Below are 24,604 nucleotides of genomic sequence, written 5' to 3'. Positions count from 1 at the left end.
AGGTTCGGGGCCCTTTTTCTTTTACCGTCGAACGAAATAGCGCAGCGAACGACCGAACCCCGGCCGTCCGCCCTCGCGCGCCGGTCAGCTCCAATATCGCTCGAAGCGCGACCCGAGCCCGGTCAGCAATTCATATTGCGACAATCCGCTCGCCGCCGACACCGACTGCAGATCATAATCGAGCGCGATCCAGTCGCCTTCGTCGACCGCGCCGGCATCGCTCGCATCAAATGCGGTCAGGTCCATCGACACGCGGCCGACGAGCGGAAGGGCATGACCCTGCCATCTCGCCCCGGCCCCCGTCCCGGCATGGCATCGCAGATAGCCGTCGGCATAACCCAGATTGGTGACGACGATCAGGGTGGCGCGCCGCGCCGTCCATGTCGCGCCATAGCCGACGGTTTCACCCTCGCGCACACTGCGCACCTGCAAGATGCGCGCTTCGGGAAAAGCTACCTGGCACAATTGGCCCGCCGCCTCGGCGCGCGGCGTGCCGCCATAGAGTGCGATACCGGGACGCGTCAGGTCGAAAGCATAATCGGCGCCCAGACAGACGCCGGCGCTGTTCGCGAGGCTGTATCGACGCGCGCGGACGACCTGCCCGATCGCGCAAAAAGCCGCCAACTGACGAACATTCTGCTCGCTGTCCTCATCGGCGGAGGCCAGATGGCTGAGCAGGGTTTCGATCGTCAGTCCGTCAAGTGCGCCGCCAGTCGCCTCTTCGGGGCGCAGCCCAAGACGGTTCATGCCGGTATCGACCATCACGTCGCACGGCCGCCCCTCGCCCATCTGCTGCCACCGCCGGACCTGCTCGATGCTGCAAAGGACCGGGCGCGCGGGGATCGTGCGCGCCGCGACCATGTCGGCGGCCCCCGCGCCGTGCAGGACCGACAGCGATATACCCTCGAGAAGCGGCATCAACGCCGCCGCCTCGGCCCAGGTCGCGACGAAGAAGTCGCGGCATCCTGCGGCAGCGAGATGCCGCATTACCGCGCGGGCGCCGAGCCCATAGCCATCGGCCTTGATCGCCGCGCCGCATGCCGCCGAACCGCTCTGCTTGGCGAGCCAGCGCCAGTTGGAGACGAGGGCTTCGGATGAAAGGCGAAGGCGGAGGGGCGAAGGGACGGCGATCATTCCCCAGCCCCTATACCGCTTGGCGCGCTCCGCCAATGGGGGCGATCAAGCCGCGGACTTGGTCCATTGCCCCTCGACCGGATCCTTCAACATGAAAGCCGTGACGAGGAAAGCGACGAGGACGACCCCCCAGGTATACCAGAGCCCAGCATAGGCATTGCCGGTCTTCGCGATGATGAAACTGGCGATCAGCGGCAGGAAACCGCCGAAATAGCCCGTGCCGATATGATAGGGGATCGACAGCGACGAATAGCGCACATGCGGCGGGAACATTTCGGACAAAAGCGCCGCGACCGGCCCATAGGTAAAGCCCGACAGCGCGCTGAGCCCGAGCAGCGCGAGGAAGATGATGAAAATGCTGCCGGTGTCGGGAACCTGCTTCGCGAAATCATATCCCATCGCTTCGAGCGCGGGCTGGAGCAGCGCGGGATCCTCGCTCGCGACCTCACGGTCGCCGATGCGGATCTTGACACTGTCGAAGCCCCCCTCGGTCGCGGCGACGGTGTAAGGCGCGCCGAGCTTGGTCAGCTCGCCCAGCGTCTTGCCGCAGGCAGTTTCCTGTTTCTGCGCGAACGGATCGAAGCTGCACCGCGAACCGGTGACCGTCACAGGTGCGCGTTCGGCGGCGGCCGACAGCGCCGGATTGCCGACGCTGCCCATCCACCAGAACAGCGGGAACAGCAGCACGAGCGTCGCAGCATAGCCCCAGACGATCGGTTTCTTGCGCCCGATCCGGTCCGACAGGCGCCCCGCCCAGATGAAGAAACCCATGCCGACCGCGGCGGCGCAGCCGACGATGATTTCGGCAGCGGTATCATCGACCTTCATCGGCCCTTTCAGGAACGACAGGCCCGAGAACATCGCCGTATACCAGATCACGGTGAGGCCGGCGGCGATACCGAACAGTGCGATGAAGATGCGGCGGAGATTGCCGGGATAGGTGAAACTTTCCTTGAGCGGGTTCTTGGCCAGTTCGCCCTCGGCCTTCATTGCCTGGAACACCGGGCTTTCTGACAGTTTGAGCCGCATCCAGAGCGAGATGGCGAGCAGGATCAGCGAGAGCAGGAAGGGCACGCGCCAGCCCCAGCTTTCCCACACCGCGTCGGACATCAGCGCCTTGCATCCGAGCACAACGATCAAGCTGAGCACGAAGCCGCCGACGACGCTCGCCTGGATGAAGCTGGTGTAGAAACCGCGCTTTCCGGGTGGCGAATGTTCGGCGACATAGATCGCCGCACCGCCATATTCGCCGCCGAGCGCAAGTCCCTGCAACACGCGGAGCAGGATGACGATGATTGGCGCGACGATGCCGATCGACGCCGCCGACGGGATCATGCCCACTCCGGCTGTCGCAATGCCCATCAGCGTGACGGTGACGAGGAAGGTATATTTGCGCCCCAGCCGGTCGCCGAGAAAACCGAACAGCACTGCGCCGAGTGGCCGAAAGCCAAAACCGACCGCGAATCCTGCCCAGACGAGCAGGATTTCGAGCGTCGCATTGTCGCTGGGGAAAAAGGCCTTGCCGATGATCGCTGCCAATGTGCCGTAGATGAAGAAATCATACCATTCGAACACCGTGCCCGCCGAAGAGGCGGCGATGACCATGCGGATATCTTTCGCGGTCGGCTCGTAAACGGCCCCGTTTCCGGCGGCGGCGGCACTCTCGGTCATATACTCTCCCCCGCCCCGCTTTGCATGGGGCTTTCGCCCTTCTCTACCGGGCAAGCGCCGCCGCGCAAGCCTTCTTGGCGTAGCGTCAATCCGGTGGCAGGATGAGCTCATGCAGTTCATCGATCTATCGATCCCGATCACCAACAGCGTCGTCTCCGACCCGCCGGTGATGCGCCCCAACATCACCTATATGACCCATGACAATACATGGGAGCAGATCGCGATGTTCTTCCCCGGGCTGACGCGCGAAGACCTGCCCGACGGCGAAGGCTGGGCGGTCGAAATGCTGTCGCTGAGCACGCACAACGGCACGCATATGGACGCGCCTTGGCATTATCATTCGACCACCGACAGCGGCGCTACGCGCGCCCCCTCGATCGACGAGGCGCCGCTCGATCTCTTCTTCCGCCCCGGCGTGAAGCTCGACTTTTCGGATCGCCCGCACGGCCATGTCGTCAGCGCCGCCGAGGTCGAGGCCGAACTCGCCCGCATCGGCCACGACCTCCAGCCGCTCGACATCGTGCTTGTCCAGTCGGGCGCGATCTATGGCACCGATAATTTCACCGACCAGGGCTGCGGCATGGGCGCCGAGGCGACGCTGTACCTGACGGAGCGCGGCGTGCAGGTCGTCGGCACCGACGCCTGGAGCTGGGACGCGCCGTTCAGCCACACCGCGCGGCGCTGGGCCGAGACGCGCGACCCGTCGATCATCTGGGAAGGCCACAAGGCCGGACGCATCCGGCCCTATTACCAGATCGAAAAGCTGACCAACCTCTCCGCAATTCCCGCGACGGGCTTCACCTTCAGCTGTTTCCCGGTAAAGATCGAGCGCGCCAGCGCGGGGTGGATCAGGGCGGTGGCGCTGCTGGGCTGACCGCTGACGGGCGCGTCCGGCCGGTTGCGGCGTGGGCGCGGCGTATGGCACGAACCTTACCGCGCCTCTCGCCGGAAATTCCGATCGAACTTTCCTCTTTGCGCACCGGCAAACTTGCCGTCGCCGCGCCGCAGGATCATGGTCTGAAGGCAAATGATCCGTTCGGGCGCGCAAGGCGCCGCTCCATCGGCTGACGGTTACTGAACCCACGCCAGCCTCGGTCCGATTTCGGCCCTCAATCGGCTATCAGATCGACGATCGCCGGGCCGTAGAGGCCGCCAAGAAAGATGCAGGCCGTCGCGGCACCGACGAGAAGGCTCCGCCCGTCCTTTATCGCGAAGGCCACCGGGTCCCCCTCAACCTCGCCGCGCCGGGCCATCATCCAGATGCGGTTCAGCCAATAAATCAGCGGCAGACATAGCAGCCATAGCATTTCAGGCAGCGCATAATGTTCCGCCGTTGCCGGGTCGTGCGCAAACAGGGCGAGCACGAGGATCGCAACCATCCCGGCCGAAATCCCCGACATCATCACCACGTCAAGGTCACCGCCGACGTAGCCGCGCCCGCTCAACAGGCGTTCCGGTTCGATCGCGTCGCGCATCTCTACATAACGTTTCAGATAGGCGAGGCTCAGAAACAGGAAAACCGAGAAGAGCAGCAGCCAGAAGCTGAGTGCCACCCCGATCGCAACCCCGCCGATCCAGATACGGATCGTGTAGAGCGAGGCTAGTATAATGGCATCTCCGACCATCACCGCTTTCAACCGGAACGAATAGGCGGTCGTGATCGCCATATAGGCAAGGAGCCAGAAGGTCAGTTCCGGGCCACCCAGCAGCCACCCCCCGGCAAGCCCCGCCGCCGAAAGGAGCAAGGACAAGACCAGCGCGGCGGGAATCGGGAGATCGCCATGCGCAAGCGGCCTTTTCCATTTGGTACGGTGCGCGCGATCGGAGTCGATATCGAGGAGGTCGTTCAGCAAATAAATCGACGAGGCGATCAGCGACATGAGCAACGCGGCTGCCACCGCCGTCGGGAGCACGGCTGGTTTCACAAACTCCCCCGACGTGAACGCCGGCACCATCACCAGTGCGTTCTTAGCCCATTGGTGAGGCCGCATTGCCTTTATAATGGCCCGGACGGCGCCGGGGCGCGGGTCTCCAAGGCGTTCGACCGCCGATCGCGGCGGGATATGGCCGACCGACCATCCACGCCGCGCTTCACGCCATAGAGAGGCATCGGCACGGCTGTCGCCCACATAGTCGAACGGCGTATCGGGGCCGATACGGGCGCGGATGGCAGCCAGCTTGGCAACACCTTTGAGATTGGAACGGCCGCGCGTCGCGATCACGGGATCCGGCAGCGTCAGATGATCGGCGATGCGGCGGATGTGCCGCCAATGGCTTGCGCTCGCCAGGATCACGGGACGGCCTTCGGCCTTGGCCTGCTCGATGAGACCGAGCACCTCTTGCCGGTACGGCAGCCGCGCGGCATCGATGCGGTCGCGCCGCGCAGCCATCGTCTTGGCGACGGCACGGCCGGCGACCAGCCATGCCAGCACCGCGATCATCGCCAACCAGCCGGATCGCGCGATCCGCACGAAACTTTCGAGCGAGATATCCGCGCGCGTCAGTGTCCCGTCGACATCGACGAACAGCGGCACGGCCTCATCATCGCGGTCGGGTCGTTCATGCAGCATCGCGTAGGGCCCTTCGCGCGGGAAGCCGTTCGATCCAGGCCGCAACCGGGATGGCAGCCATGACGATCAGCATCGGAATCGCCGGATCACGGTAGCGGGTGATGATATAGGCTGCGGCATGGATCAACCAGAAGCCCGCGATCATGGCGGCAAAAATCCATTTGCCGTCGCTTGCGATCTGCCGCGAACGAAAGGCGAGCAGCCCGAACAGCAGGATCAGCCCATATTGTGCAACCTCGAAGAGCCGGATCGAGGCGACGGCCTTCGATGCCGCGAAATCGTTCGCGTCGGGCAGATTGGGCTGCCAGAAATAGGCGAGTTTGAGTGCGGCCAGTTCGGCCGTCCTGCCCGGATTGGCTTCGATCCAGTCGAGCGCCTCGGCCTGCAGGCGGTCGGCATTTCCGACCTCGCCGAGGCGCAGCCGCGTCGCCTCCCAATCCTTTGCGAGCGGCGTGTCGGCGATGCTCACGAATTTGCCCGTCGCGGCGGGGTTGTGGCCGAGATACAGGTTGAACGCTGCGTTGGTGGTGAGAACCGGGCGGCCGACCATCTGGCTGGTCGCATAGAGCCAGGGGGCCAGCACCAGCGCGGCGCCGGCAATGAAGCACAGCCCCGCGGAAAAGGCCGGCGCAAAGCGGCCCCGCGCGCGCCAGAGCATCAACAGCGCGGTGGCGACGCCGAAGCAGAGCAGCAGCGCCGAACCGCCCGTGACCAGTGCCGCGCCCCACAAAAGGCCGGCGACCAGCGCGGTTCCGGCAGGGCGGTAGCCGCGCGCGATCGCAACCGCGCACAGCGCAATGCCAAGCAGCAACGGGGTCGAGAGATTTTCCTTTGCCAGCATCGTCGCGTTCCAGACGCCCGGAAACCACAAAGCATAGATGGCGGCGGCGATCAGCCCGGCGCCGCGATGTCCGGACAGCGCGATCGCGAGCCGGTAGATCAACCCGATGCTCACCGCGCACAACAGCAGGTTGACCGCTATCGCCGCGCCAACCGAACTGCCCAGCGCCTTGAAAAAGGGAGCGAGAAGCAAGGGGTAACCGGCGCTGTAGAAGGCCTTCTGACCGTACATATCCGCAAGCTCGCCACGTTCGGCGAGGCCTTGGGCCATCGTGAAATAGGCGAGCGAATCGCTATCGAGTGGATGTTTCAGGACCCACGCGCCCGCCACTCTCAGCACAACGGCGACAAGGACGATCGCGGCGAGCCACATCGAACAGGCGCGCGGTGAACGCTCAAGTATCGACGGCTGAATGGTTGAGGCCTGCAGAATCATGGGTCTACGCCGAGCGGGCGACCAGCACGCAGCCGATGGCGATCAACAGGGTTCCCGCGAGGCGGGCGACGCTGATGCTTTCGTCCAGCCAGAAGGCGCCGGCGAGCATCGTCAGGATGAAACCGATCCCGACGAAAGGATAGGCCAGCGACAGCGGGGCACGACCGAGGACGAAGAGCCAGAGTAGCGCCCCGATTCCATAGAGACCGAGGCCGAGTATGATCATCGGCGACTGTGCCAGCCCGCCAATTTCACCGCCAATGCCCGTCGCTCGGCCGCCAGCGGCAGCGGTCGTCCCGATCTTGAGCGCAAGCTGCGCAAGCGCCGAGAGGCTTACGCTTGCGAGGATCAGCAGGAACAGGCGTACTGTCATGAACAATCTTTCGGTCTATCAGCGGTTTGCGACTAGTCGCGTCGGCTCAAGATAAGGTTAATTTCGAGCAAAATGTCGAGCCAATTCCCGCGCAATGGTCCGCATTGCCTCGCGCAATCTGTCGCCGGACAAAAACGGTCCGGAAATGCGCAAAAATGAAGGGCGGAGCGTCAATGACGATCCGCCCTTCACTTTTGGCAATCAGTCGGCGCCGGATTGTACCGGCGCGTCCCTCATGCGATCGAGGTCATCAGGAAATCGCTGGGTTATGCACGACCTGGAGATAGCGAAACCAGCTCGTTCCCGCGCCGTTCGGACCGAGCAGATCCTGCTGTGTGATCTTCTCGCTTCGCCAGCTTGCCACGGTGGCCGCCGCCAGGTCGAGGTCGCTCCCCGATTGACCGAGTTGGTTTTTCAGGATCGAGGGTCCGGCGATCAGTTGATCCATGGCCTGTCCGTCGCGGGTGCCGATGTTGCCGCCTTCCTGGAACACATCCCATGACGCATTGGTGCCATTGACCGCCGCAAGGTTCGCATAGCCCTGCGGCAGGCTGGCGACGTTGCCGCCTGCCGCGGTCAGGCTGGCGCGACTCCATATCCTCAGCAGATAGGGCGTACCCGTGCCGCAGTCGGTATTGGCCGCCGCATTGATCCGGCCGACGATCCGTTGGCGATGCTTGGCGATCAGCCAGTCGAGCACCGCACCCGCGGTCGCCGACCGCGCCCGAACGGCGGCGTTGAAACCGATCCGCTCGGCGATTCCCAGCGCCGTCAGCCAATATCCGATGTAGAAGTCGTGCTGGGCGACATCGCCATCGTGCAGTCCGCACACACCGAAGCGGTGGGTCGCGGCATAGATGGCCCGCGTATCGTCGACACTGCCCCCGACCATCACGTTGGATGGCGGATTGTCGAACCCGGGGTTCGACGTCTTGTGCGCCGCGCTGAACATCTCGAAATCCTGAACGACGAAAGTCAGTATTTCGTCGCGCGAATAGAGGCGATCGGAATTACGCGACGCGGTTTTCCAGATCAGCGCCGCGTGCAGGAACTGCCACGCTGCCCCCCGTTCGGCGAACAGGTTCGGGTCGCCGAACGGGCTCGAGAGGATCCAATTCTCGTACAGCCGCGCCTGGTCGCTGAGCTTGTGGCCCAGAAAGGCGAACTCCGGCGATTTCCACAGCAGCGATCCCCAGTGCGGGAATTGGTGGGCGTGTGGCAGGTCGATTTCGTTGGTTCCGAAATAGGGCTTGTCCGCCGCCATCCCGCCATAGGGCACCTTCGACGACCAGGGATTATAGCTATCTGCCATGTCGTACTGACGGCCGCCCTGAACATAATAGGATTTGTTCGCAGGGCGCGAACCCGACCCATAGCCATAATAATGGCCGCGCAGCCCGATGTCGCGGGCGGCATTGGCCCCCTTGAACAGCGGCACATTGCGCCCACCCTCGAAGCAATGGAACGGATCGCTGGCGTAGGCGGTCAGATAATCGAGCGCGATCAGCGCTCGCGGCGTACCGTCGTGCGGGCGAAGCGAGGCGATGTCGTGCATATAGGCTGCAACCGGTTCGGCGATCGCACAGCGATCGTCGCGTACGCCGCCCGGACCCGTGATCGGCGAGCGGCCGCACTGGTTGAACGGCGTATAGCGCAGCCAGGTCGATGCGACCGCCGCGAGCGACGAGGCGGCGTAGAGCGAGCCCTTGTAGGGATCGTTTGTCACCCCCGCCTGCGGAACCAGCGTCGCATGGTCGGTCGGCTGATAGGGCATGACCCGTGTATTGCCGAAGCCGTTGAATCCGTCCGATCCGAACAGACGGACATCGAAGCCGTTGCTCGAAAAATGGGTATGCGAGCCATAGGGAACGGCCGCATCATAGCGCGGCAGGTTGGCGTCGATCGCCGCTTGGTCATAGGCGCCGGGCGTTCCCGAACGCCAGATCACCCCGGACCGGACGGTGCCGTGCGGGTACCATTTGTTCGTCGCATTGGTGATCGCGGCGCCGCTGCCGTCATAACTGCCCGAAAAAATCCGCGGGATGTCGGTGCCATTGAGCGGCCCGCCATCGGGACGTTCCACCGTCGCCAGCACATTGCCCGCCTGGTCCTCGATGCGCCATTTGTGCGGCACCATATAACTTTCCTTGCCAGCCGGATCGCCAAATGGATTGTCGGGCATCGCCGCCGCCGTCCAGTCATAGCCGAACTGGAACTGGATATAGCTGCCCGACCGGATCGCCTCGCAATAATAAGCGATGCCGCCAATCGTCGGCGCCGCGCCTTCGGGAAGGCACTCCATCCACGGCGCTTGATTGGCGCGCAGGAAGCTGTCCTCGAACTGGCAATTCTGGCGCGACGGGCGCGTCATCACCAGCGCATCCGGATGATCGACACGGCTGCCACTGTTCCAGTTTTCGAGTACTGCGCGATAGGCCTGCCCTGCCGCCACGACGACCGGGCCGACGATCACATCGACCGTAAAGGCCGTGCCGCCTGTCGGCGCGACCGAGATGGTCTTTGCCGCCTGCGGCGACGATATGCCGGTGGCATCGACATGGAGCGTCTCGAGCTGCGCGGCCGAGATCGTTCCCGACGTCACGGGTTGAAAGGCATAGGATTGCCCTGCCATCTCGATCGTCACCGACAGGTTGGCGATCTTCTGCGCGACCGAATTGCTCGTGTTGCCAAGCGAGGCATTATGTTCAAGTTCGGCGTCGGGCGTGATCCGGGGCTTGAACGCGACCGCCTGGCTCGGGCCAAAGGGCGCGCCGTTGCGCAGGAAGGTGATGGTGCCACCCGCGCCGGCCGGATTGTCGTCGTAACGCACGCCTACCTTTTCCTGCGCCGTAGTCGAAAGACCCCCGACGCTGTCGATCTGGATGCTCTGCGCGTCGCGCTGCATCGTCAGGCGAAGGCGCCCCGTGTCCCAGTGGCTGTTCAGTGAAAATTCGCCGGCACCATAGTCGAAGAGCGAGACGAGCGGGCTCTGGTTCGCGGGCAGAATGCCCGTGAATTCGAGTTCGATCGCAACGGGTGTCTGGGTTTTTGCCGGATCCGAACTGGTCGGCAGGCCGATCCCGAGCGCGCCGGCGGCCAGGTAGGTTCCCGCCGGCAGCCGCAAATAGGTCCCGTCGAAACTCGCGCCCGAGCCGACGGTGACCAGCGAATTGGACGTGACGCCGTCATTGGTCTGGGTCGGGGCGTAATCCGGTCCGGTGTTCGGGAAAGCGTAAGCCGATATCCGGTCGATAAGTGTGTTGGAGGCGACGCGCTCCTGCACCGCCAACCCCGACGGGATCGTCAGGGCGTAGGTACCCGCGCTTCCCGAAATCGGGATGTCGAGCGGAAACCGCGTTCCGGGCTTGCCATAAACGGTAAAGGTGCCCCCGCCGCCGCCCGGAGGATTGGTCGTCGTCTGGGTTCCGAGGGTGAGTTTGATCTCGCGGACCTTTTGCGCGCCGCTGTTCGCGATGTTGCCGAGCGAGGCGTTGCATTCGAGCACCGCGTCGGGCGTGATCCGCGGCTTGAAGGCGAGCGTCTGGCTTGCTCCCAAGGCGGCACCGTCGCGCAGGAAGGTGATCGTGCCGCCCGCGCCCGATGGATTGTCGACATAGCGCAGGCCGACGCGTTCCTCGGCAGTCAGCGAAAGACCCCCGATGCTGTCGATCTGCGCCCGCGTGCCGTTGCGTTCGAAGTTGGCGCGCAGGCGGCCGGTGTCCCAATGCGCATAGAGCGAAATCTCGCCATCGTTATAATCATAGAGCGAAACGAGGGGGCTGTTCGTGGCCGGCAGGATGCCGACATATTCGAGAGTGATGTCATCGGGCGTCTGCGTCTTGGCGGGATCGCCATCCGTCGGCAGTGCAATGCCGGCATTCCCGGCGGTCAGATAGGTTCCGGCCGGCAACTGCAGATAGGTGCCGTCGAATGTCGCGCCCGGGCCCGAGACGGCTAAACTTTGCGTCGTCACGCCGCCATTGGCCTGCACCGGCGCATAGGGGCCCGTCGCGGCAGGAAAGGCAAAGGTAGAACTCTTGCCGTCGTCATTGCCGCCGCCGCCGGGAGGATTGGTCGTCGTCAGCGCGCCAAGCGTGAGTTTGATCTCGCGGACCTTCTGTGCACGGCTGTTCGCGGTGTTGCCGAGCGATGCATTGCACTCGAGCACCGCATTGGGGGTGATGCGCGGTTTGAATGCGATCGTCTGGCTGGGACCGAATGCGACGCCGTTACGCAGGAATGTTACCGTGCCGCCGGCGCCGGAGGGATCGTCAACATAGCGCAATCCGACGCGCTCTTCAGCGGTCGTCGAAAGGCCCGCAATGCTGTCGATCATGGCCGTGGTGCCGTTGCGTTCGAAATTGGCGCGCAGGCGACCGCTATCCCAGTGCGCATAAAGATCGAGGCGGCCATCGCCATAGTCGAAGAGCGACACCAGCGGGCTCTCGTCGGCGGGCAGGATCCCGACATATTCGAGCGTGATTTCCTCGGGGGTCTGTGTTTTCGCCGGATCGGCATCAGTCGGCAGGGCAATCCCTGCCATCCCCGCGGTCAGATAGCTGCCCGCCGGCAGGTTCAGATAGGTGCCGTCAAAGGTGGCGCCCGGACCCGATACGACAAAATCATGCGTCGTCACGCCGCCATCACTCTGGGAGGGAGCATAAGGACCTGTGGCGTTGGAAAAGGAAAAAGTCGAGATGGTCATTGGTGATCCTCTTTCAAATCAGCAGTTTAGATGGAGATTGAGCTGATTCGATTTGGAACGTAAGAGGAACATATATTGTAGGAAAGATAGGAAAAATCCTATTTTGCGCGCCGTCGCACCGCCTTTCTCCGGAGGAATGTCGGGCACGGCCGACGATGTGGACGGCCGGTATGTTCCCGCGGCTTGGTCCAGAGCGGGCGACAGTCCGGCAATGCGGCACCCCGGCGGCTGCCCTATCGGTCATCGCTACGCGAAAAGGAGGATATTCTCGGTCGTCGTTCCGGACCTTAGCCGGGGCGACGAGGCGCTACCCCCTAGCAGCTAAAAATTGTCAGAACAGACGCGACCCGTTGGGCACGAGATGGTCGGGTGCAAAGAGGATAACGTCCCCCTCCTCGTCTGCAAATCCCAGCGTCAGCACCTCCGACATGAATTTGCCGATCTGGCGCGGCGGAAAATTGACCACTGCCGCCACCTGTCGCCCAGGCAATTCTTCAAGGCCATAGCGCGCGACGATCTGCGCGCTGCTCTTCTTGACGCCGATCGCCGGACCGAAGTCGATCTTCAACTTGAACGCCGGCTTGCGTGCATCGGGGAAGGGTTCGGCCTCCACGATCGTGCCGATGCGAATATCGACGCGAAGGAAATCGTCGAACGCAATGGGTTCGCCCGCGGGGGCTGCTGCGTCGTGATTCAGGTGCATTCCAACTCTCCACCATCCCGTCAGGGCGCGGAGAGACACGCGGCTCTCCACCCCATCCAGCTTCTTCCCAGCTTTAGCCAGGTTCCCGCCTTCGCGAGAAGGACGAGGGCGCGCTACTCCATCTCCATGATCACCGCGTCCACCGCGAGACTATCGCCCTGCGCCGCATTGACGCTCTTCACAACGCCCGATTTTTCGGCGCGCAGGATATTCTCCATCTTCATCGCCTCGACCGTCGCGAGCGGCTGCCCCGCCTCGACCTTGTCGCCCTCGCCGACATGCAGCGCGACAAGCAGACCCGGCATCGGACAGATGAGGAATTTGGAGAGATCGGGCGGGATTTTTTCGATCATGTGCGCGGTGAGCGGCGCGATATGCCAAGGCAGAACGCGCACGTCGTGGACGCGCCCGCGCGTCGTCATGCGCCAGCCGGTGCGCGTCTTCAGGGTCTTCACCGCCAATTCGCTGTCGTCGATCCCGGCCACGACCAGCCGGTCGCCGGGCGTATATTCCAGCGCGATGTCGATCCTGTCGCCATCGACCTTGATATGTTTGTGGCCGATCTTGACCTTGTGGTTCGCGCCGCCCATCGTCACCTGCCATTTGGCGGGTGGGTCGAGCCGGTCGCCAAGCTGGCCGTCGGTCCGCCGCGCGCGATCCGCCTCGGCCGACGCCATGAAACCCGCGATCGCCGCCAGCGTGCGCTCCACATCCTCGCCGGTATCGGCGCCGTCGAAACCCTCGGGATATTCCTCGGCGATAAAGCCCGTCGTCAGTTCGCCCGAACGGAAGCGGGGATGCTGCATGATCGCCGACAAAAAGTCGATATTGTGGCCGAGCCCTTCAAGTTCGAAGCGGTCGAGCGCCGCGACCTGCAAGTCGGCGGCCGCGTCGCGCGTCGGCGCCCAGGTAATAAGCTTGGCGATCATCGGGTCATAGAAGATCGACACTTCGCCACCCTCCATGACCCCCGCATCGACGCGGACGCCATCGACGCCGCGTTCCCCGCCCTCCCACGCCGGAACGGGGGTGCGGTAGCGCACGAGGCGACCGGTCGAGGGCAGGAAGCCGCGATACGGATCCTCGGCATAGACGCGGTTCTCGATCGCCCAGCCGTCGATCTTAATGTCGTCCTGCGTCATCTCGAGCTTCTCGCCCGCGGCGACGCGGATCATCTGCTCGACCAGGTCGATGCCGGTGATCGCTTCGGTCACCGGATGCTCGACCTGAAGCCGCGTGTTCATTTCGAGGAAGTAGAAGCTCTCGCCCGTCGGGTCGGCGCCCGAGACGATCAGCTCGACCGTGCCCGCGCTGTAATAGCCGACCGCCCGCGCCAGCGCGACGCACTGTTCGCCCATCGCTTTCCGCATTTCGGGCGTGACGAAGGGCGACGGCGCTTCCTCGACGACCTTCTGGTGCCGCCGCTGGATCGAGCATTCACGCTCGTTGAGATAGAGGATATTGCCGTGCTGGTCGCCGAGAATCTGAATTTCGATATGGCGCGGGTTCAGGATGAACTTCTCGATGAAGACGCGGTCGTCGCCGAAGCTGTTGAGCCCCTCGCGCTTCGTCGCCTCGAAGCCTTCGCGGACGTCCTTTTCGTCATAGGCGAGGCGCATGCCCTTGCCGCCGCCGCCTGCCGACGCCTTCATCATCACCGGATAGCCGATTTCGTTCGAAATCTCGACCGCATGCTCGGTATCGCGGATCTCGCCGACGAAGCCGGGGACGACGTTGACCCCCGCTTCCTTCGCGAGCTTCTTCGACTCGATCTTGTCGCCCATCGCGGCGATTGCGTTCACCGGCGGGCCGATGAAGGCGATATTTTCCTTGGCGAGCGCCTCGGCGAAGCTGGTGCGCTCCGACAGGAAGCCATAACCCGGATGCACCGCTTCGGCGCCCGTCGCCTTGCACGCCGCGATGATCTTGTCGGCGATCAGATAGGATTCGGACGCGGGCGACGGTCCGATATGCACCGCCTCGTCCGCCATCCGCACGAACGGCGCGCGCGCGTCGGCGTCCGAATAGACGGCGACGGTCGCGATGCCCATCCGGCGCGCGGTCTTGATGACGCGGCAGGCAATTTCACCGCGGTTGGCGATCAGGATTTTCTTGAACACTCTTCACTCCCCTCCCGCTTGCGGGAGGGGCCGGGGGAGGGCCTGTCCGCAAACGAAGATCGAAAACTTGTTCGGAGGGAACAGGCCCTCCCCTAACCCCTCCCGCAAGCGGGAGGGGGAATTACTCCGCCGCTTCCATCCGCATCGGCTCTTCGCTCTCCATCGGCCGCAGCCCCAGCTTCGCGAACAGCGCCGCGTCGGCATTGTCGCCCGCATTGGCTGTCGTCAGCAGCTTGTCGCCGGTGAAGATGCTGTTCGCGCCCGCCATGAAGCAGAGCGCTTGGCAAGCCTCCGACATGCTCTCGCGCCCCGCCGACAGGCGGACCATCGAGCGCGGCATGGTGATGCGCGCCACCGCAATGGTGCGAACGAACTCGATGTCGTCGATCTTGGCGAGCGGCGTGTCTGCCAGCATGTCGCCGAGCACGGTGCCCTTCACTGGCACCAGCGCGTTGATCGGCACGCTGCCCGGATGTTCGGGCAGGGTCGCCAGCGCATGAATGAAGCCGACGCGATCGGCGCGCGTCTCGCCCATGCCGACGATGCCGCCGCTGCACACGTTGATACCCGCGCTGCGCACCTCCTCCAGCGTATCGAGGCGATCCTGAAAGGTGCGGGTCGAAATGATATTATCGTAATTCTCCGGGCTCGTGTCGATATTATGGTTGTAATAGTCGAGCCCCGCGACCGCCAGCGTCTGCGCCTGTTCCTTGCTGAGCATCCCCAGCGTCATGCAGGTTTCCATGCCCATCGCGCGCACGCCCTCGACCATCTCGACGATCGCGGGCATGTCGCGGTCCTTGGGGTTGCGCCACGCGGCGCCCATGCAGAAACGCTTTGAGCCCGCATCCTTTGCCTGCGCCGCGGCTTGCAGCACCGCGCGCACGTCCATCAGCTTGGTCGCTTTCAGCCCGCTGTCGGCATGCTTCGATTGCGAGCAATAGCCGCAATCCTCGACGCAGCCGCCGGTCTTGATGCTGAGCAAGGTGCAAAGCTGCACTTGCCCACGCGCATGATGGCGGCGATGGACGCCCTGCGCCTCCCACATCAGTTCGTCAAACGGCAGATCGAACAGCTCGGCGATTTCCTCGCGGGTCCAGTCGGTACGGGTGTCGGTCACGCTTCGGTCTCCAATGCCTGCGCCAGGTCGGCGATGATGTCGTCGATATGTTCGATCCCCACCGACACACGGACGACGTCGGGGCCGGCGCCGGCTTCGACCAGTTCGGCCTCCGAAAGCTGGCTGTGTGTTGTCGAGGCGGGGTGGATGATCAGCGAACGGGTATCGCCAAGATTGGCGAGATGGCTGAACAGCTTGACCGAGGAGACGAGCTTGACGCCGGCGTCGTAGCCGCCCTTGAGTCCGAAGGTGAACACGGCGCCGCCGCGCCCGCCGAGATATTTGTGCGCCAATTCGTGATAGGGGCTGTCGCGCAGCCCGGCATAAGAGACCCAACTCACCGCCGGATGATCCCGCAACCATTTGGCGAGCGCGATCGCATTGCTGCAATGCCGGTCCATGCGCAGCGCCAGCGTCTCCATACCGGTGAGCGCAAGAAAGGCATTCATCGGCGCGAGCGCGGGGCCCAGGTCGCGCAGGCCGAGCGTCCGCGCCGCGAGAATGAAGGCCAGCGGCCCGAACGCATCGGTGAATTTGAGCCCGTGATAGGAGGCATTCGGTTCGCTCAGCGCGGGATATTTGCCGCCTTTCGCCCAGTCGAACGTCCCGGCATCGACAATCAAGCCGCCGATTGCATTGCCGTGACCGTTTAAAAATTTGGTCGCCGAATGAACGACGATGTCGGCGCCATGCTCGATCGGCCGGCACAGCATCGGGGTTGCCATCGTGTTGTCGACGATGAGCGGCACGCCGGCATCGTGGGCGATCTTGGCAATTGCAGCGATATCCTGAACGACCCCGCCTGGATTGGCGAGGCTTTCGATGAACACCGCGCGCGTCTTGTCATTGATCGCCGCCGCGACCTTCGCCGGATCGTCGGCATCGACGAAATGCGTCGTCCACGCCATCTTGCGGAAGCTTTGCCCCAATTGGTTGAGCGAGCCGCCATACAGCTTTTTCGCTGCGACGATCTCGCACCCCGGTTCCATGATCGTATGAAAAGCCAGGAATTGCGCGGCGTGCCCCGAGGCGACCGCGAGCGCCGCCTGCCCGCCCTCCAGCGCCGCAATCTTGCCTTCGAGCGCGCCGTTGGTGGGGTTCATGATCCGGGTATAGATATTCCCGAATTCCTGAAGGTTGAACAATCGCGAGGCGTGGTCGACATCGTCAAACACGTAGGATGCCGTCTGGTAAATCGGCGTGATCCGCGCCTTGGTCGTCGGATCGGGCGCGGTGCCGGCGTGAACGCTCAACGTTTCGGGTTTATGGTCGCTCATGCGGCATCCTCCAGCGGGGGCATATTATGGCCAAGCAGGCGCAACACGTCGGCGGCGCATTCGACCACATTGGAACCGGGGCCATAGATACCCTGCACCCCCGCGTCGCGCAGATATTGATAATCCTGCGGCGGGATCACCCCGCCCGCGATGACCTTGATGTCGCCGCGCCCGGCTTCTTTCAGCTTGTGGATAAGTTCGGGGATAAGTGTCTTGTGCCCCGCGGCCAGGCTCGAGGCGCCGACGACGTCGACGCCCGCGTCCAAAGCCAGCACCACCGTCTCCTCGGGCGTCTGGAACAGCGGCCCCGAAACGACGTCGAAACCCATGTCGCCGAAGGCCGAAGCGATGACGTTGGCGCCCCGGTCGTGGCCGTCCTGTCCCATCTTGGCGACGAGCAGTTTCGGTTTTCGGCCCATGCGGCGTTCGACCGCCTTTACGCCTTCGAGCACTTGGCTCCAGCGGTCGTCGCCTTCGTAGGGCGCGGCATAGACGCCCTTCACCGGCGTCGGCTGCGTCGCATAGCGCTGGAAGCTCTCCTCCATCGCCGAACTGATTTCGCCGAGCGTCGCACGAGCGCGCGCCGCCTCGACCGCATGCGCGAGCAGATTGGTTTCGATCGACTGCGGCGCGGCCGCCGCCTTGCGCAGCGCGTCGAGCGCCGTCCGGCAGGCGGCTTCATCGCGGCTCGCTTTGACGCGATTGATGCGCGCGACCTGCGCTTCGCGAACCTTGCTATTATCGACCTCGAGCGTTTCGAGCAGATCCTCGTCCTTCAGACGATATTTGTTCACTCCGACGATGACATCGTCGCCGCGGTCGACGCGCGCTTGCCGCGCCGCCGCCGCCGTCTCGATCATCGCCTTGGGCCAGCCAGCGGCCACAGCCTTGGCCATCCCGCCTTCCTTCTCGACGCGCTCGATGATCTCCCACGCCTTGTCGACCAGTTCCTGCGTCAGCGCCTCGACATAATAGGAGCCGCCGAGCGGATCGACCACCTTGGTCATCCCGGTCTCTTCCTGGATGACGATCTGGGTGTTGCGCGCGATGCGGGCCGAGAAATCGGTCGGCAGCGCGATCGCTTCGTCGAGCGCATTGGTGTGCAGCGACTGGGTGCCGCCGAGCATCGCCGCCATCGCCTCGATCGTCGTGCGCATGACATTGTTGTACGGGTCCTGCTCGGTGAGCGAGACCCCCGACGTCTGGCAGTGCGTGCGCAGCATCTTGCTGCGTTCGTCCTTGGCGCCGAGGTTGGTCATCACGCGGTGCCACAGCACGCGCGCCGCGCGCAATTTGGCGATCTCCATGAAGAAGTTCATGCCGATTGCGAAGAAGAAGGACAGGCGTCCCGCGAACTTGTCGATGTCGAGGCCCGACGCGACGCCATAGCGCACATATTCGGCGCCGTCGGCGATGGTGAAGGCCAGCTCCTGCACCTGCGTCGCGCCGGCTTCCTGCATATGATAGCCGGAGATCGAGATGCTGTTGAACTTCGGCATCTCGCGGCTGGTGTAGCCGAAGATGTCCGAGATGATCCGCATGCTCGGCTCGGGCGGGTAGATGTAGGTGTTGCGGACCATGAACTCCTTGAGGATGTCGTTCTGAATCGTTCCGTCGAGCAGCTTTCGATCGACCCCCTGCTCCTCGCCCGCGACGATGAAGAAGGCGAGGATGGGGATTACCGCGCCGTTCATCGTCATGCTGACCGACATCTGATCGAGCGGGATGCCGTCGAACAGGATCTTCATATCCTCGACACTGTCGATCGCGACCCCCGCCTTGCCGACGTCGCCGACAACGCGCGGATGGTCGCTGTCATAGCCGCGGTGGGTGGCAAGGTCGAAGGCGACCGAAAGCCCCTTCTGCCCTGCGGCAAGGTTGCGGCGATAGAAGGCGTTCGATTCCTCGGCGGTCGAAAAGCCCGCATATTGCCGGATCGTCCACGGCCGCCCCGCATACATGGTCGCCTTCACACCGCGGGTGAACGGCGCGAAGCCGGGGAGACCGGGATCTTCGCGCACATCCTCGGCGGTATAGAGTGGCTTGACGTCGATCCCCTCGGGTGTGTGCCACGTCAGGTCCCTGCCCTTCGCCTCCTTCGCGGCGGCGGCGGCCCATTGGTCGAGGGTGAGTTTATCTGGCATGATCTTCGCTTTCAGGCCGTCGCGCTGGGCCGGGCGGACATGCGCTGGCGCCAGCTGCGCAAATGGCCAAGGTCATCGGGGAACGGAACGCCGATGAAGGCGGCAAAATCGACGGCGGTCAGCAACAGAATATCCGCCACGCTGAATGCCTCGCCCGCCAGCCACGGCGATTGACCGAGCGCAGCGTCGCACATCGCAAAAGCATCCATCGCACGCGGGCGGTTGGCCTCACCATAGTCGGGGAAGCGCTGGATCGGCAGCCGCGCGGTAAAGGGGTGGGTATGCAGCCAAATCTTGCTGATCGGCTCCATCAGCACAAGTTCGACCCGGCGAATCCACATTTCGATCGCCCCAATCTCGGCCGGGGTCGCGCCGAACAGCGGCGCGTCCGGGTATAGCGCCTCCAGATAGCGGCAGATCGCAACGCTCTCGGTCAGCACCGAACCATCGTCGAGCCGGAGCGCCGGCGTCTGACCGCGCGGGTTGATCGCGAGATAGGCGGGCGTCTTTTGCTCACCCGCGACGATCGAAATCGTCTCGCTCGGCAGGTCGATGCCCTTCTCCGCCGCGAAGATGCGGACGCGGCGTGGGTTGGGCGCCGGATTGGGGCTATCGTAAAAAATCATGCGTGATCATCCTTCGGAGTTTCCATAATTTCGGTGAGAACCCCGCCCATATCCTTGGGGTGGACAAAGAAAATGGGCGTCCCATGCGCGCCGATGCGGGGTTCGCCGAGCACGCGCTTGCCCATCGCCTCGAACGCAGCCTTGGCGGCATGAATGTCGGGCACTTCGTAGCACATATGATGCTGGCCTCCTGCGGGGTTCTTCTCAAGGAAGCCCGCGATCGAGGTGTTGCCCGGCAATGGCTCGATCAGCTCGATCTGTGTGCCGTTCAGCGCGCCGTCGGCGCCGGGGGTATCGACGAAGCACACCTTCACCCCCTGCTCGGGCAGGTCGAACGGATCATGGATTTTAGTCGCGCCCATCACGTCGCGGTAAAAGGCGATGCTATCGGCAATCGACGGCGTCGCAACGCCGATATGGTTGAGGCGGCCTAGTTTCATGATTGGTCTCATTGTTTAGGGCGGGATGTACGGACCGCGCCCGGCTGCGGCGCCCGGCTAGGATAAGGATAGCCTATCAGGACAAAAGCGAACGGCTTTCGGCCCTCACAAAACCTGATGGTCGCCATGCGCCGCAGCCCGTCGGGCGCAACGATTCTTTCGTAACGACGGAACCAGCATTCCGCGTCTGTGCGAGCTGGTCCGAACCCGGCTTCCGTCATAGCGCTTTGTAGCGCATCCGGATCTTTGGCATTTACGTCGACCCAAGCCTGGACATCACTGAGCACGTCATCGCCGGGAGCCAGAAGTCGTCGCTCCAACTCGTTGCGAGGCGGCGTGACCGGCACCGACACCGGCTGCTGAACGACGGCAGTCGTGAGCAGAATGCTAGAGAGGAATATTATCATGCTTCTTCCACGGATTTTCGAGGCTCTTGTTCCTGAGCTTCCGTAAGCCCAGCGCGATCCGCCGCCGCGTCGAGTGCGGATAGATCACCTCGTCGATATACCCCCGCTGCGCCGCGACGAACGGGTTGGCGAAGCGGTCCTCATATTCCTTCGTGCGCTCGGCGATCTTTTCGGGGTCGCCGATATCGCTGCGGAAGATGATTTCGACCGCGCCTTTCGCGCCCATCACCGCGATTTCGGCGGTCGGCCAGGCATAGTTCAGATCGCCGCGCAGATGCTTCGACGCCATCACGTCGTACGCGCCGCCATAGGCCTTGCGCGTGATCACCGTGATCTTGGGCACCGTCGCCTCGGCATAAGCGAAGAGCAGCTTTGCGCCATGCTTGATGATGCCATTATATTCCTGCGCCGTTCCCGGCAGGAAGCCGGGGACGTCGACGAAGGTGACAATCGGTATCTCGAACGCGTCGCAGAAGCGCACAAAGCGCGCCGCCTTCTTCGACGAATTGATGTCGAGCACCCCGGCGAGCACCAGCGGCTGGTTCGCGACGATGCCGATGGTGCGCCCCTCGATGCGCCCGAAGCCGCAGATGATGTTGCCTGCATGCGCCGGCTGTACTTCGAAGAAATCGCCTTCGTCGACCGTTTTACGGATTAGCTCGTGCATGTCGTACGGCTGGTTCGCATTGGGCGGGATCAGCGTGTCGAGGCTCTTGTCCTCGCGGTCATAAGGGTCACTCGTCGGACGGACCGGAACGCCGCTGCGGTTGTTTTCGGGCAGATAGTCGAAGAAATCGCGCGTCGCCAGCAACGTCTCGATATCATTTTCGAACGCGATATCGGCGACCGAGCTCTTGGTCGTGTGCGTGATCGCGCCGCCCAGCTCCTCTTGCGTTACCACCTCGTTGGTCACCGTCTTGACCACGTCAGGCCCGGTGACGAACATATAGCTCGAATCCTTCACCATGAAGATGAAGTCGGTCATCGCGGGGCTGTAAACCGCCCCGCCCGCGCACGGCCCCATGATCAGGCTGATCTGCGGCACGACGCCCGACGCCAACACATTCTTCTGGAACACGTCGGCATAGCCGCCAAGGCTTGCGACACCCTCCTGGATGCGCGCGCCGCCGCTGTCGTTGAGCCCGATCACCGGCGCGCCCGCGAGCATCGCCTTGTCCATCACCTTGCATATCTTCTCGGCATGGCGCTTCGACAGCGATCCGCCGAACACCGTGAAATCCTGGCTGAAGACATAGACGAGGCGGCCGTTGATCGTGCCGCTGCCGGTGACGACGCCGTCGCCGGGGATCTTCTGTTTTTCCATGCCGAAATCGACGCAATCATGCTCGACATAGGTGTCGAGTTCCTCGAACGATCCTTCGTCGAGCAGCACGTCGAGCCGCTCGCGCGCGGTCAGCTTGCCCTTGGCATGCTGCGCATCGATGCGCTTTTGCCCCCCGCCCAGCCGCGCGGCAGCGCGGCGGCGTTCCATTTCGGCGATATTGGCAGACATGCGAGCCCCTTCAACAATGGCGACAGCGCCGTCTGCCTCGCTCGCACAGTCGATGCAAATGCGAATTTGCAAAGTTGCAAAGTACAGGTTTGCAAAGTAGCATCGTGCGGATGGTGCAAACCCGACTCTACGCTGGGCGGCAACTTCGCCAACTTCGGGAAACCCGCGCCCTCCGCCAGGCCGACTTCGCGGGCCAGCTTGGCATCTCGGCCTCCTACCTCAGCCAGATCGAGCATGACGACCGCCCGCTCACCCCCGCGCTGCTCGACCGCCTGCAAAAGCTGTTTCCGCTCGAATGGGAAGAGGTCGCCGCCGATGCGGGCGACCGCCGCGCCGGCGCGCTCCGCGAAGCAGCCGCCGATCCGCTGTTCGCGGCCGCGCCGCTGCCCCCCGAACAGGTCGAACGCGCGGCGCTCCAGCAGCCGCAGTTCGCCGACCAGTTCGTCGCGCTCCACGCCGCTTACCGCCGCGCGGGACAGCGGCTCCAGATCATCGACGAAGCGCTGACCGGCGGCACCGCCGAGGGGAGCCGCCTGCCGTGGGAAGAGGTACGCGACTGGTTTCACGATGCGGGCAATTATGTCGACAGCATCGACCGCGCCGCCGAGGCGCTCGCCGCGCAGCTCCGCGGCAAGGACCCCTCGCCCGCAATCGAAACGATCGAGCGACGGCTGCGCGATGCGCTCGGCATCTCGATCGTCTATAATCAGGCGCAGGCGCTGCGCGACTATGACGCGACGATGCGCCACCTTGTCATCGACCCGTCGCAGCCCACAGAAACGCGGCGCTTCCAGCTCGCGCACCAGCTCGCCGCCCTCGCGCTGGCGAAAGAGATCGCGGCGGTGGTCGAGGCCAGCCCGCTACGCACCGCGGCGGCGCGACAATTGCTCCACGTCGGGCTCGCCAACTATGCGGCGGGCGCGGTGCTGATGCCCTACGCCCCCTTCCGCGCCAGCGCGCGCGCGTTGCGCCACGATATCGATCGCCTTCGCCTTGAATATGGGGTGAGTTTCGAGCAGGCGTGCCACCGCCTCTCGACCCTCCAGCGCCCCGGCGCGCGCGGCATCCCGATGTTCTTCTGCCGCGTCGACATGGCGGGCAACATCACCAAGCGCCACAGCGCGACGCGCCTGCAATTTGCACGCTTCGGCGGCGCCTGTCCGCTGTGGATCGTCCACGAAGCGGCGGCGATTCCCGACCGTATTCTCTTCCAGCTTGCCGAGACGCCCGACGGGCTGCGCTATGTGTCGATGGCGAAAGGGTTGGTAAAACCCTCGGGCAGCTACGCCCGCTCACCGCGCCGTTACGCCGTCGCGCTCGGATGCGAGGCGCAATATGCCGCCGACTTCGTCTACGCCGACGGAGTCGATGTGAATGCGCCGCAAGCCGCGACGCGCATCGGCCTGTCGTGCCGCATCTGCCCACGCGACGATTGCGATCAACGCGCCTTCCCGCCGAGCGACCGCCCGATCCTTGTCGACCCCGACCGCCGCGACGTCGTGCCGTACCGGATCGGCTAGATTGCCACGATCCCCCGCTCGATCAGACTATGCGCGGTCGCGAGGACCGCTTCCTCCGGCCGTCGCATCGTCCAGCCGAGCCGCCGCATCGCGTGGCGGCTGTCGCCGCCGCGGATGTTGCCAAGTTCGGCAACGACCTGCTTGAGTTCGGGACGGAAGACTGCCAGCGCCTTGAGCAACCAGTCGGGCATCCGGCGCGTTGGCACCTTGCGCGCCTGTTCGCCCAGATTTGCGATCAGGATATTCGCGACATCGACAAATTTCAGGAACGGCCCGGAGCAGACGAAACGCTCGTCCCGGATTCCGTCGGCGGTCAGCGCCCGATAATGCATGTCGGCGACGTCGCGCACGTCGATTATGCCGAAGCCGACATCGGGGCACATCGGGACCTTGCCTTCGAGCAGCTGCTTTACGACCTCGATCGATGTCGAAAGATCGTCGGAAAGCAGCGGCCCGAACACCGCGGCAGGATTGACCGAGGCGAACTCGATTTCGGGCGCCTCCGTCCTTGCCCAAGCGCGCGCCGCGCGCTCGGCGACGGTCTTCGAACGCGGATAGGGCATGACGTCGGGATTATCGAGATTGGTCCAATCCGCCTCGTTGTAGAGTTCCCGCCCCTTGCCGTGTCCATAGGCGATCGCCGCCATCGACGAGGTGAGGACAAAGCGCCTCGCCCTTGCTCCCTTGGCGAAACGCAGCGCACGCAGCGCGCCTTCACGCGCCGGGACCACGAGTTCGTCGGCATGTTTCGGAACGTCGAGCGGAAAGGGCGACGCGACATGCGCGACATGGCTGCACCCCGCCATCGCCTCCCGCCCAGCCGGCGTCATCTTCCAGATCCGCGGCGAAGAAATGCAGCTTGCCGTCGTCGACCTTTAGCCAGCCGCGAACCTCGGCTTCGCGCTTCAGGCTGCGGACGGTTGTCTTAACGGTCCAGCCATTTGCGATCAGCTGCCGGATCAGGAAGCCCGCGATATAGCCGCTGCCCCCGGTGACCAAAGCCGT

General features: G+C 63.9%; 17 protein-coding genes. 2 read left to right on the top strand and 15 right to left on the bottom strand.

Annotated elements, in window-relative coordinates:
• Positions 1 to 84: 84 nt before the first annotated feature.
• Entirely contained in the window at positions 85 to 1,134 is a 1,050-nt protein-coding gene (gene alr, locus HDC35_RS00190) for an alanine racemase (RefSeq protein ID WP_184642878.1), read from the bottom strand.
• A gap of 45 nt (positions 1,135 to 1,179) precedes the next feature.
• Positions 1,180 to 2,805, bottom strand: coding sequence for an MFS transporter (locus HDC35_RS00185; protein ID WP_184642877.1), 1,626 nt, complete (start codon positions 2,803 to 2,805; stop codon positions 1,180 to 1,182).
• Between the two features lie 109 nt (positions 2,806 to 2,914).
• Between HDC35_RS00185 and HDC35_RS00180 the strand changes: the two genes are divergently transcribed.
• On the top strand, positions 2,915 to 3,679 hold the full coding sequence (locus tag HDC35_RS00180) for a cyclase family protein (RefSeq protein ID WP_184642876.1): 765 nt from the start codon (positions 2,915 to 2,917) through the stop codon (positions 3,677 to 3,679).
• 235 nt (positions 3,680 to 3,914) lie between these two features.
• On the opposite strand, the gene HDC35_RS00175 is transcribed toward HDC35_RS00180, so the two are convergent.
• From HDC35_RS00175 to HDC35_RS00120, 12 genes are all read right to left on the bottom strand, one after another.
• A complete protein-coding gene (locus HDC35_RS00175) occupies positions 3,915 to 5,375 on the bottom strand; it encodes a UbiA family prenyltransferase (protein WP_184642875.1) in 1,461 nt (486 codons plus the stop codon).
• Entirely contained in the window at positions 5,365 to 6,651 is a 1,287-nt protein-coding gene (locus HDC35_RS00170; protein ID WP_184642874.1) for a glycosyltransferase family 39 protein, read from the bottom strand. Before HDC35_RS00170 ends, HDC35_RS00175 begins: the two co-directional genes overlap by 11 nt.
• Positions 6,652 to 6,655: 4 nt before the next feature.
• The gene (locus HDC35_RS00165; RefSeq protein WP_184642873.1) at positions 6,656 to 7,024 is read right to left on the bottom strand and encodes a small multi-drug resistant family protein; all 369 of its coding nucleotides are present in this window, start codon (positions 7,022 to 7,024) and stop codon (positions 6,656 to 6,658) included.
• 250 nt (positions 7,025 to 7,274) lie between these two features.
• Complete coding sequence (locus HDC35_RS00160; protein ID WP_184642872.1) at positions 7,275 to 11,729, bottom strand: hypothetical protein; 4,455 nt, start codon at positions 11,727 to 11,729, stop codon at positions 7,275 to 7,277.
• A 331-nt stretch (positions 11,730 to 12,060) separates the two neighbouring features.
• Positions 12,061 to 12,432: a tRNA-binding protein gene (locus HDC35_RS00155; RefSeq protein ID WP_184642871.1), complete on the bottom strand. Its 372-nt coding sequence runs from the start codon at positions 12,430 to 12,432 to the stop codon at positions 12,061 to 12,063.
• 113 nt (positions 12,433 to 12,545) lie between these two features.
• Positions 12,546 to 14,552 (bottom strand): acetyl/propionyl/methylcrotonyl-CoA carboxylase subunit alpha, encoded by a 2,007-nt coding sequence (locus tag HDC35_RS00150; RefSeq protein ID WP_184642870.1) that lies wholly within the window; start codon positions 14,550 to 14,552, stop codon positions 12,546 to 12,548.
• Positions 14,553 to 14,673: 121 nt separating this feature from the next.
• Positions 14,674 to 15,672 carry a biotin synthase BioB gene (bioB, locus tag HDC35_RS00145; RefSeq protein WP_184642869.1) on the bottom strand — a complete coding sequence of 333 codons (999 nt, stop codon included), beginning with the start codon at positions 15,670 to 15,672 and terminating at the stop codon, positions 14,674 to 14,676.
• On the bottom strand, positions 15,669 to 16,949 hold the full coding sequence (locus tag HDC35_RS00140; RefSeq protein WP_184642868.1) for an O-acetylhomoserine aminocarboxypropyltransferase: 1,281 nt from the start codon (positions 16,947 to 16,949) through the stop codon (positions 15,669 to 15,671). Before HDC35_RS00140 ends, bioB begins: the two co-directional genes overlap by 4 nt.
• Entirely contained in the window at positions 16,946 to 19,093 is a 2,148-nt protein-coding gene (gene scpA / locus HDC35_RS00135; protein WP_184642867.1) for a methylmalonyl-CoA mutase, read from the bottom strand. Before scpA ends, HDC35_RS00140 begins: the two co-directional genes overlap by 4 nt.
• A gap of 11 nt (positions 19,094 to 19,104) precedes the next feature.
• Positions 19,105 to 19,719: a glutathione S-transferase family protein gene (locus tag HDC35_RS00130; RefSeq protein WP_184642866.1), complete on the bottom strand. Its 615-nt coding sequence runs from the start codon at positions 19,717 to 19,719 to the stop codon at positions 19,105 to 19,107.
• Positions 19,716 to 20,159: a methylmalonyl-CoA epimerase gene (gene mce / locus HDC35_RS00125; RefSeq protein ID WP_184642865.1), complete on the bottom strand. Its 444-nt coding sequence runs from the start codon at positions 20,157 to 20,159 to the stop codon at positions 19,716 to 19,718. Before mce ends, HDC35_RS00130 begins: the two co-directional genes overlap by 4 nt.
• Before the next feature lie 387 nt (positions 20,160 to 20,546).
• Positions 20,547 to 22,079, bottom strand: coding sequence for an acyl-CoA carboxylase subunit beta (locus tag HDC35_RS00120; RefSeq protein WP_184642864.1), 1,533 nt, complete (start codon positions 22,077 to 22,079; stop codon positions 20,547 to 20,549).
• 110 nt (positions 22,080 to 22,189) lie between these two features.
• Between HDC35_RS00120 and HDC35_RS00115 the strand changes: the two genes are divergently transcribed.
• Entirely contained in the window at positions 22,190 to 23,599 is a 1,410-nt protein-coding gene (locus HDC35_RS00115; RefSeq protein WP_184642863.1) for a short-chain fatty acyl-CoA regulator family protein, read from the top strand.
• Here HDC35_RS00115 and HDC35_RS00110 read toward each other — a convergent pair.
• Positions 23,596 to 24,429, bottom strand: coding sequence for an NAD-dependent epimerase/dehydratase family protein (locus HDC35_RS00110; RefSeq protein ID WP_311770688.1), 834 nt, complete (start codon positions 24,427 to 24,429; stop codon positions 23,596 to 23,598). The genes HDC35_RS00115 and HDC35_RS00110 overlap by 4 nt on opposite strands.
• Positions 24,430 to 24,604: the final 175 nt, after the last annotated feature.

Origin of the sequence: Sphingopyxis sp. JAI128 (assembly GCF_014207235.1) — a bacterium.
Taxonomy (GTDB): domain Bacteria; phylum Pseudomonadota; class Alphaproteobacteria; order Sphingomonadales; family Sphingomonadaceae; genus Sphingopyxis.
The sequence above is the reverse complement of the archived record's forward strand: the minus strand, read 5'-3'. Positions and strand labels throughout refer to the sequence as shown.

Bases quoted from the DNA above. Each gene is read 5' to 3' on its own strand.
- HDC35_RS00115 (WP_184642863.1), top strand. From the start codon at position 22,190: ATGGTGCAAACCCGACTCTACGCTGGGCGGCAACTTCGCCAACTTCGG.
- alr (WP_184642878.1), bottom strand. From the start codon at position 1,134: ATGATCGCCGTCCCTTCGCCCCTCCGCCTTCGCCTTTCATCCGAAGCC.
- mce (WP_184642865.1), bottom strand. From the start codon at position 20,159: ATGAAACTAGGCCGCCTCAACCATATCGGCGTTGCGACGCCGTCGATT.
- HDC35_RS00165 (WP_184642873.1), bottom strand. From the start codon at position 7,024: ATGACAGTACGCCTGTTCCTGCTGATCCTCGCAAGCGTAAGCCTCTCG.
- HDC35_RS00110 (WP_311770688.1), bottom strand. From the start codon at position 24,429: ATGACGCCGGCTGGGCGGGAGGCGATGGCGGGGTGCAGCCATGTCGCG.
- HDC35_RS00180 (WP_184642876.1), top strand. From the start codon at position 2,915: ATGCAGTTCATCGATCTATCGATCCCGATCACCAACAGCGTCGTCTCC.
- scpA (WP_184642867.1), bottom strand. From the start codon at position 19,093: ATGCCAGATAAACTCACCCTCGACCAATGGGCCGCCGCCGCCGCGAAG.
- HDC35_RS00130 (WP_184642866.1), bottom strand. From the start codon at position 19,719: ATGATTTTTTACGATAGCCCCAATCCGGCGCCCAACCCACGCCGCGTC.
- HDC35_RS00120 (WP_184642864.1), bottom strand. From the start codon at position 22,079: ATGTCTGCCAATATCGCCGAAATGGAACGCCGCCGCGCTGCCGCGCGG.
- HDC35_RS00160 (WP_184642872.1), bottom strand. From the start codon at position 11,729: ATGACCATCTCGACTTTTTCCTTTTCCAACGCCACAGGTCCTTATGCT.
- HDC35_RS00170 (WP_184642874.1), bottom strand. From the start codon at position 6,651: ATGATTCTGCAGGCCTCAACCATTCAGCCGTCGATACTTGAGCGTTCA.
- HDC35_RS00185 (WP_184642877.1), bottom strand. From the start codon at position 2,805: ATGACCGAGAGTGCCGCCGCCGCCGGAAACGGGGCCGTTTACGAGCCG.
- HDC35_RS00140 (WP_184642868.1), bottom strand. From the start codon at position 16,949: ATGAGCGACCATAAACCCGAAACGTTGAGCGTTCACGCCGGCACCGCG.
- HDC35_RS00155 (WP_184642871.1), bottom strand. From the start codon at position 12,432: ATGCACCTGAATCACGACGCAGCAGCCCCCGCGGGCGAACCCATTGCG.
- HDC35_RS00175 (WP_184642875.1), bottom strand. From the start codon at position 5,375: ATGCTGCATGAACGACCCGACCGCGATGATGAGGCCGTGCCGCTGTTC.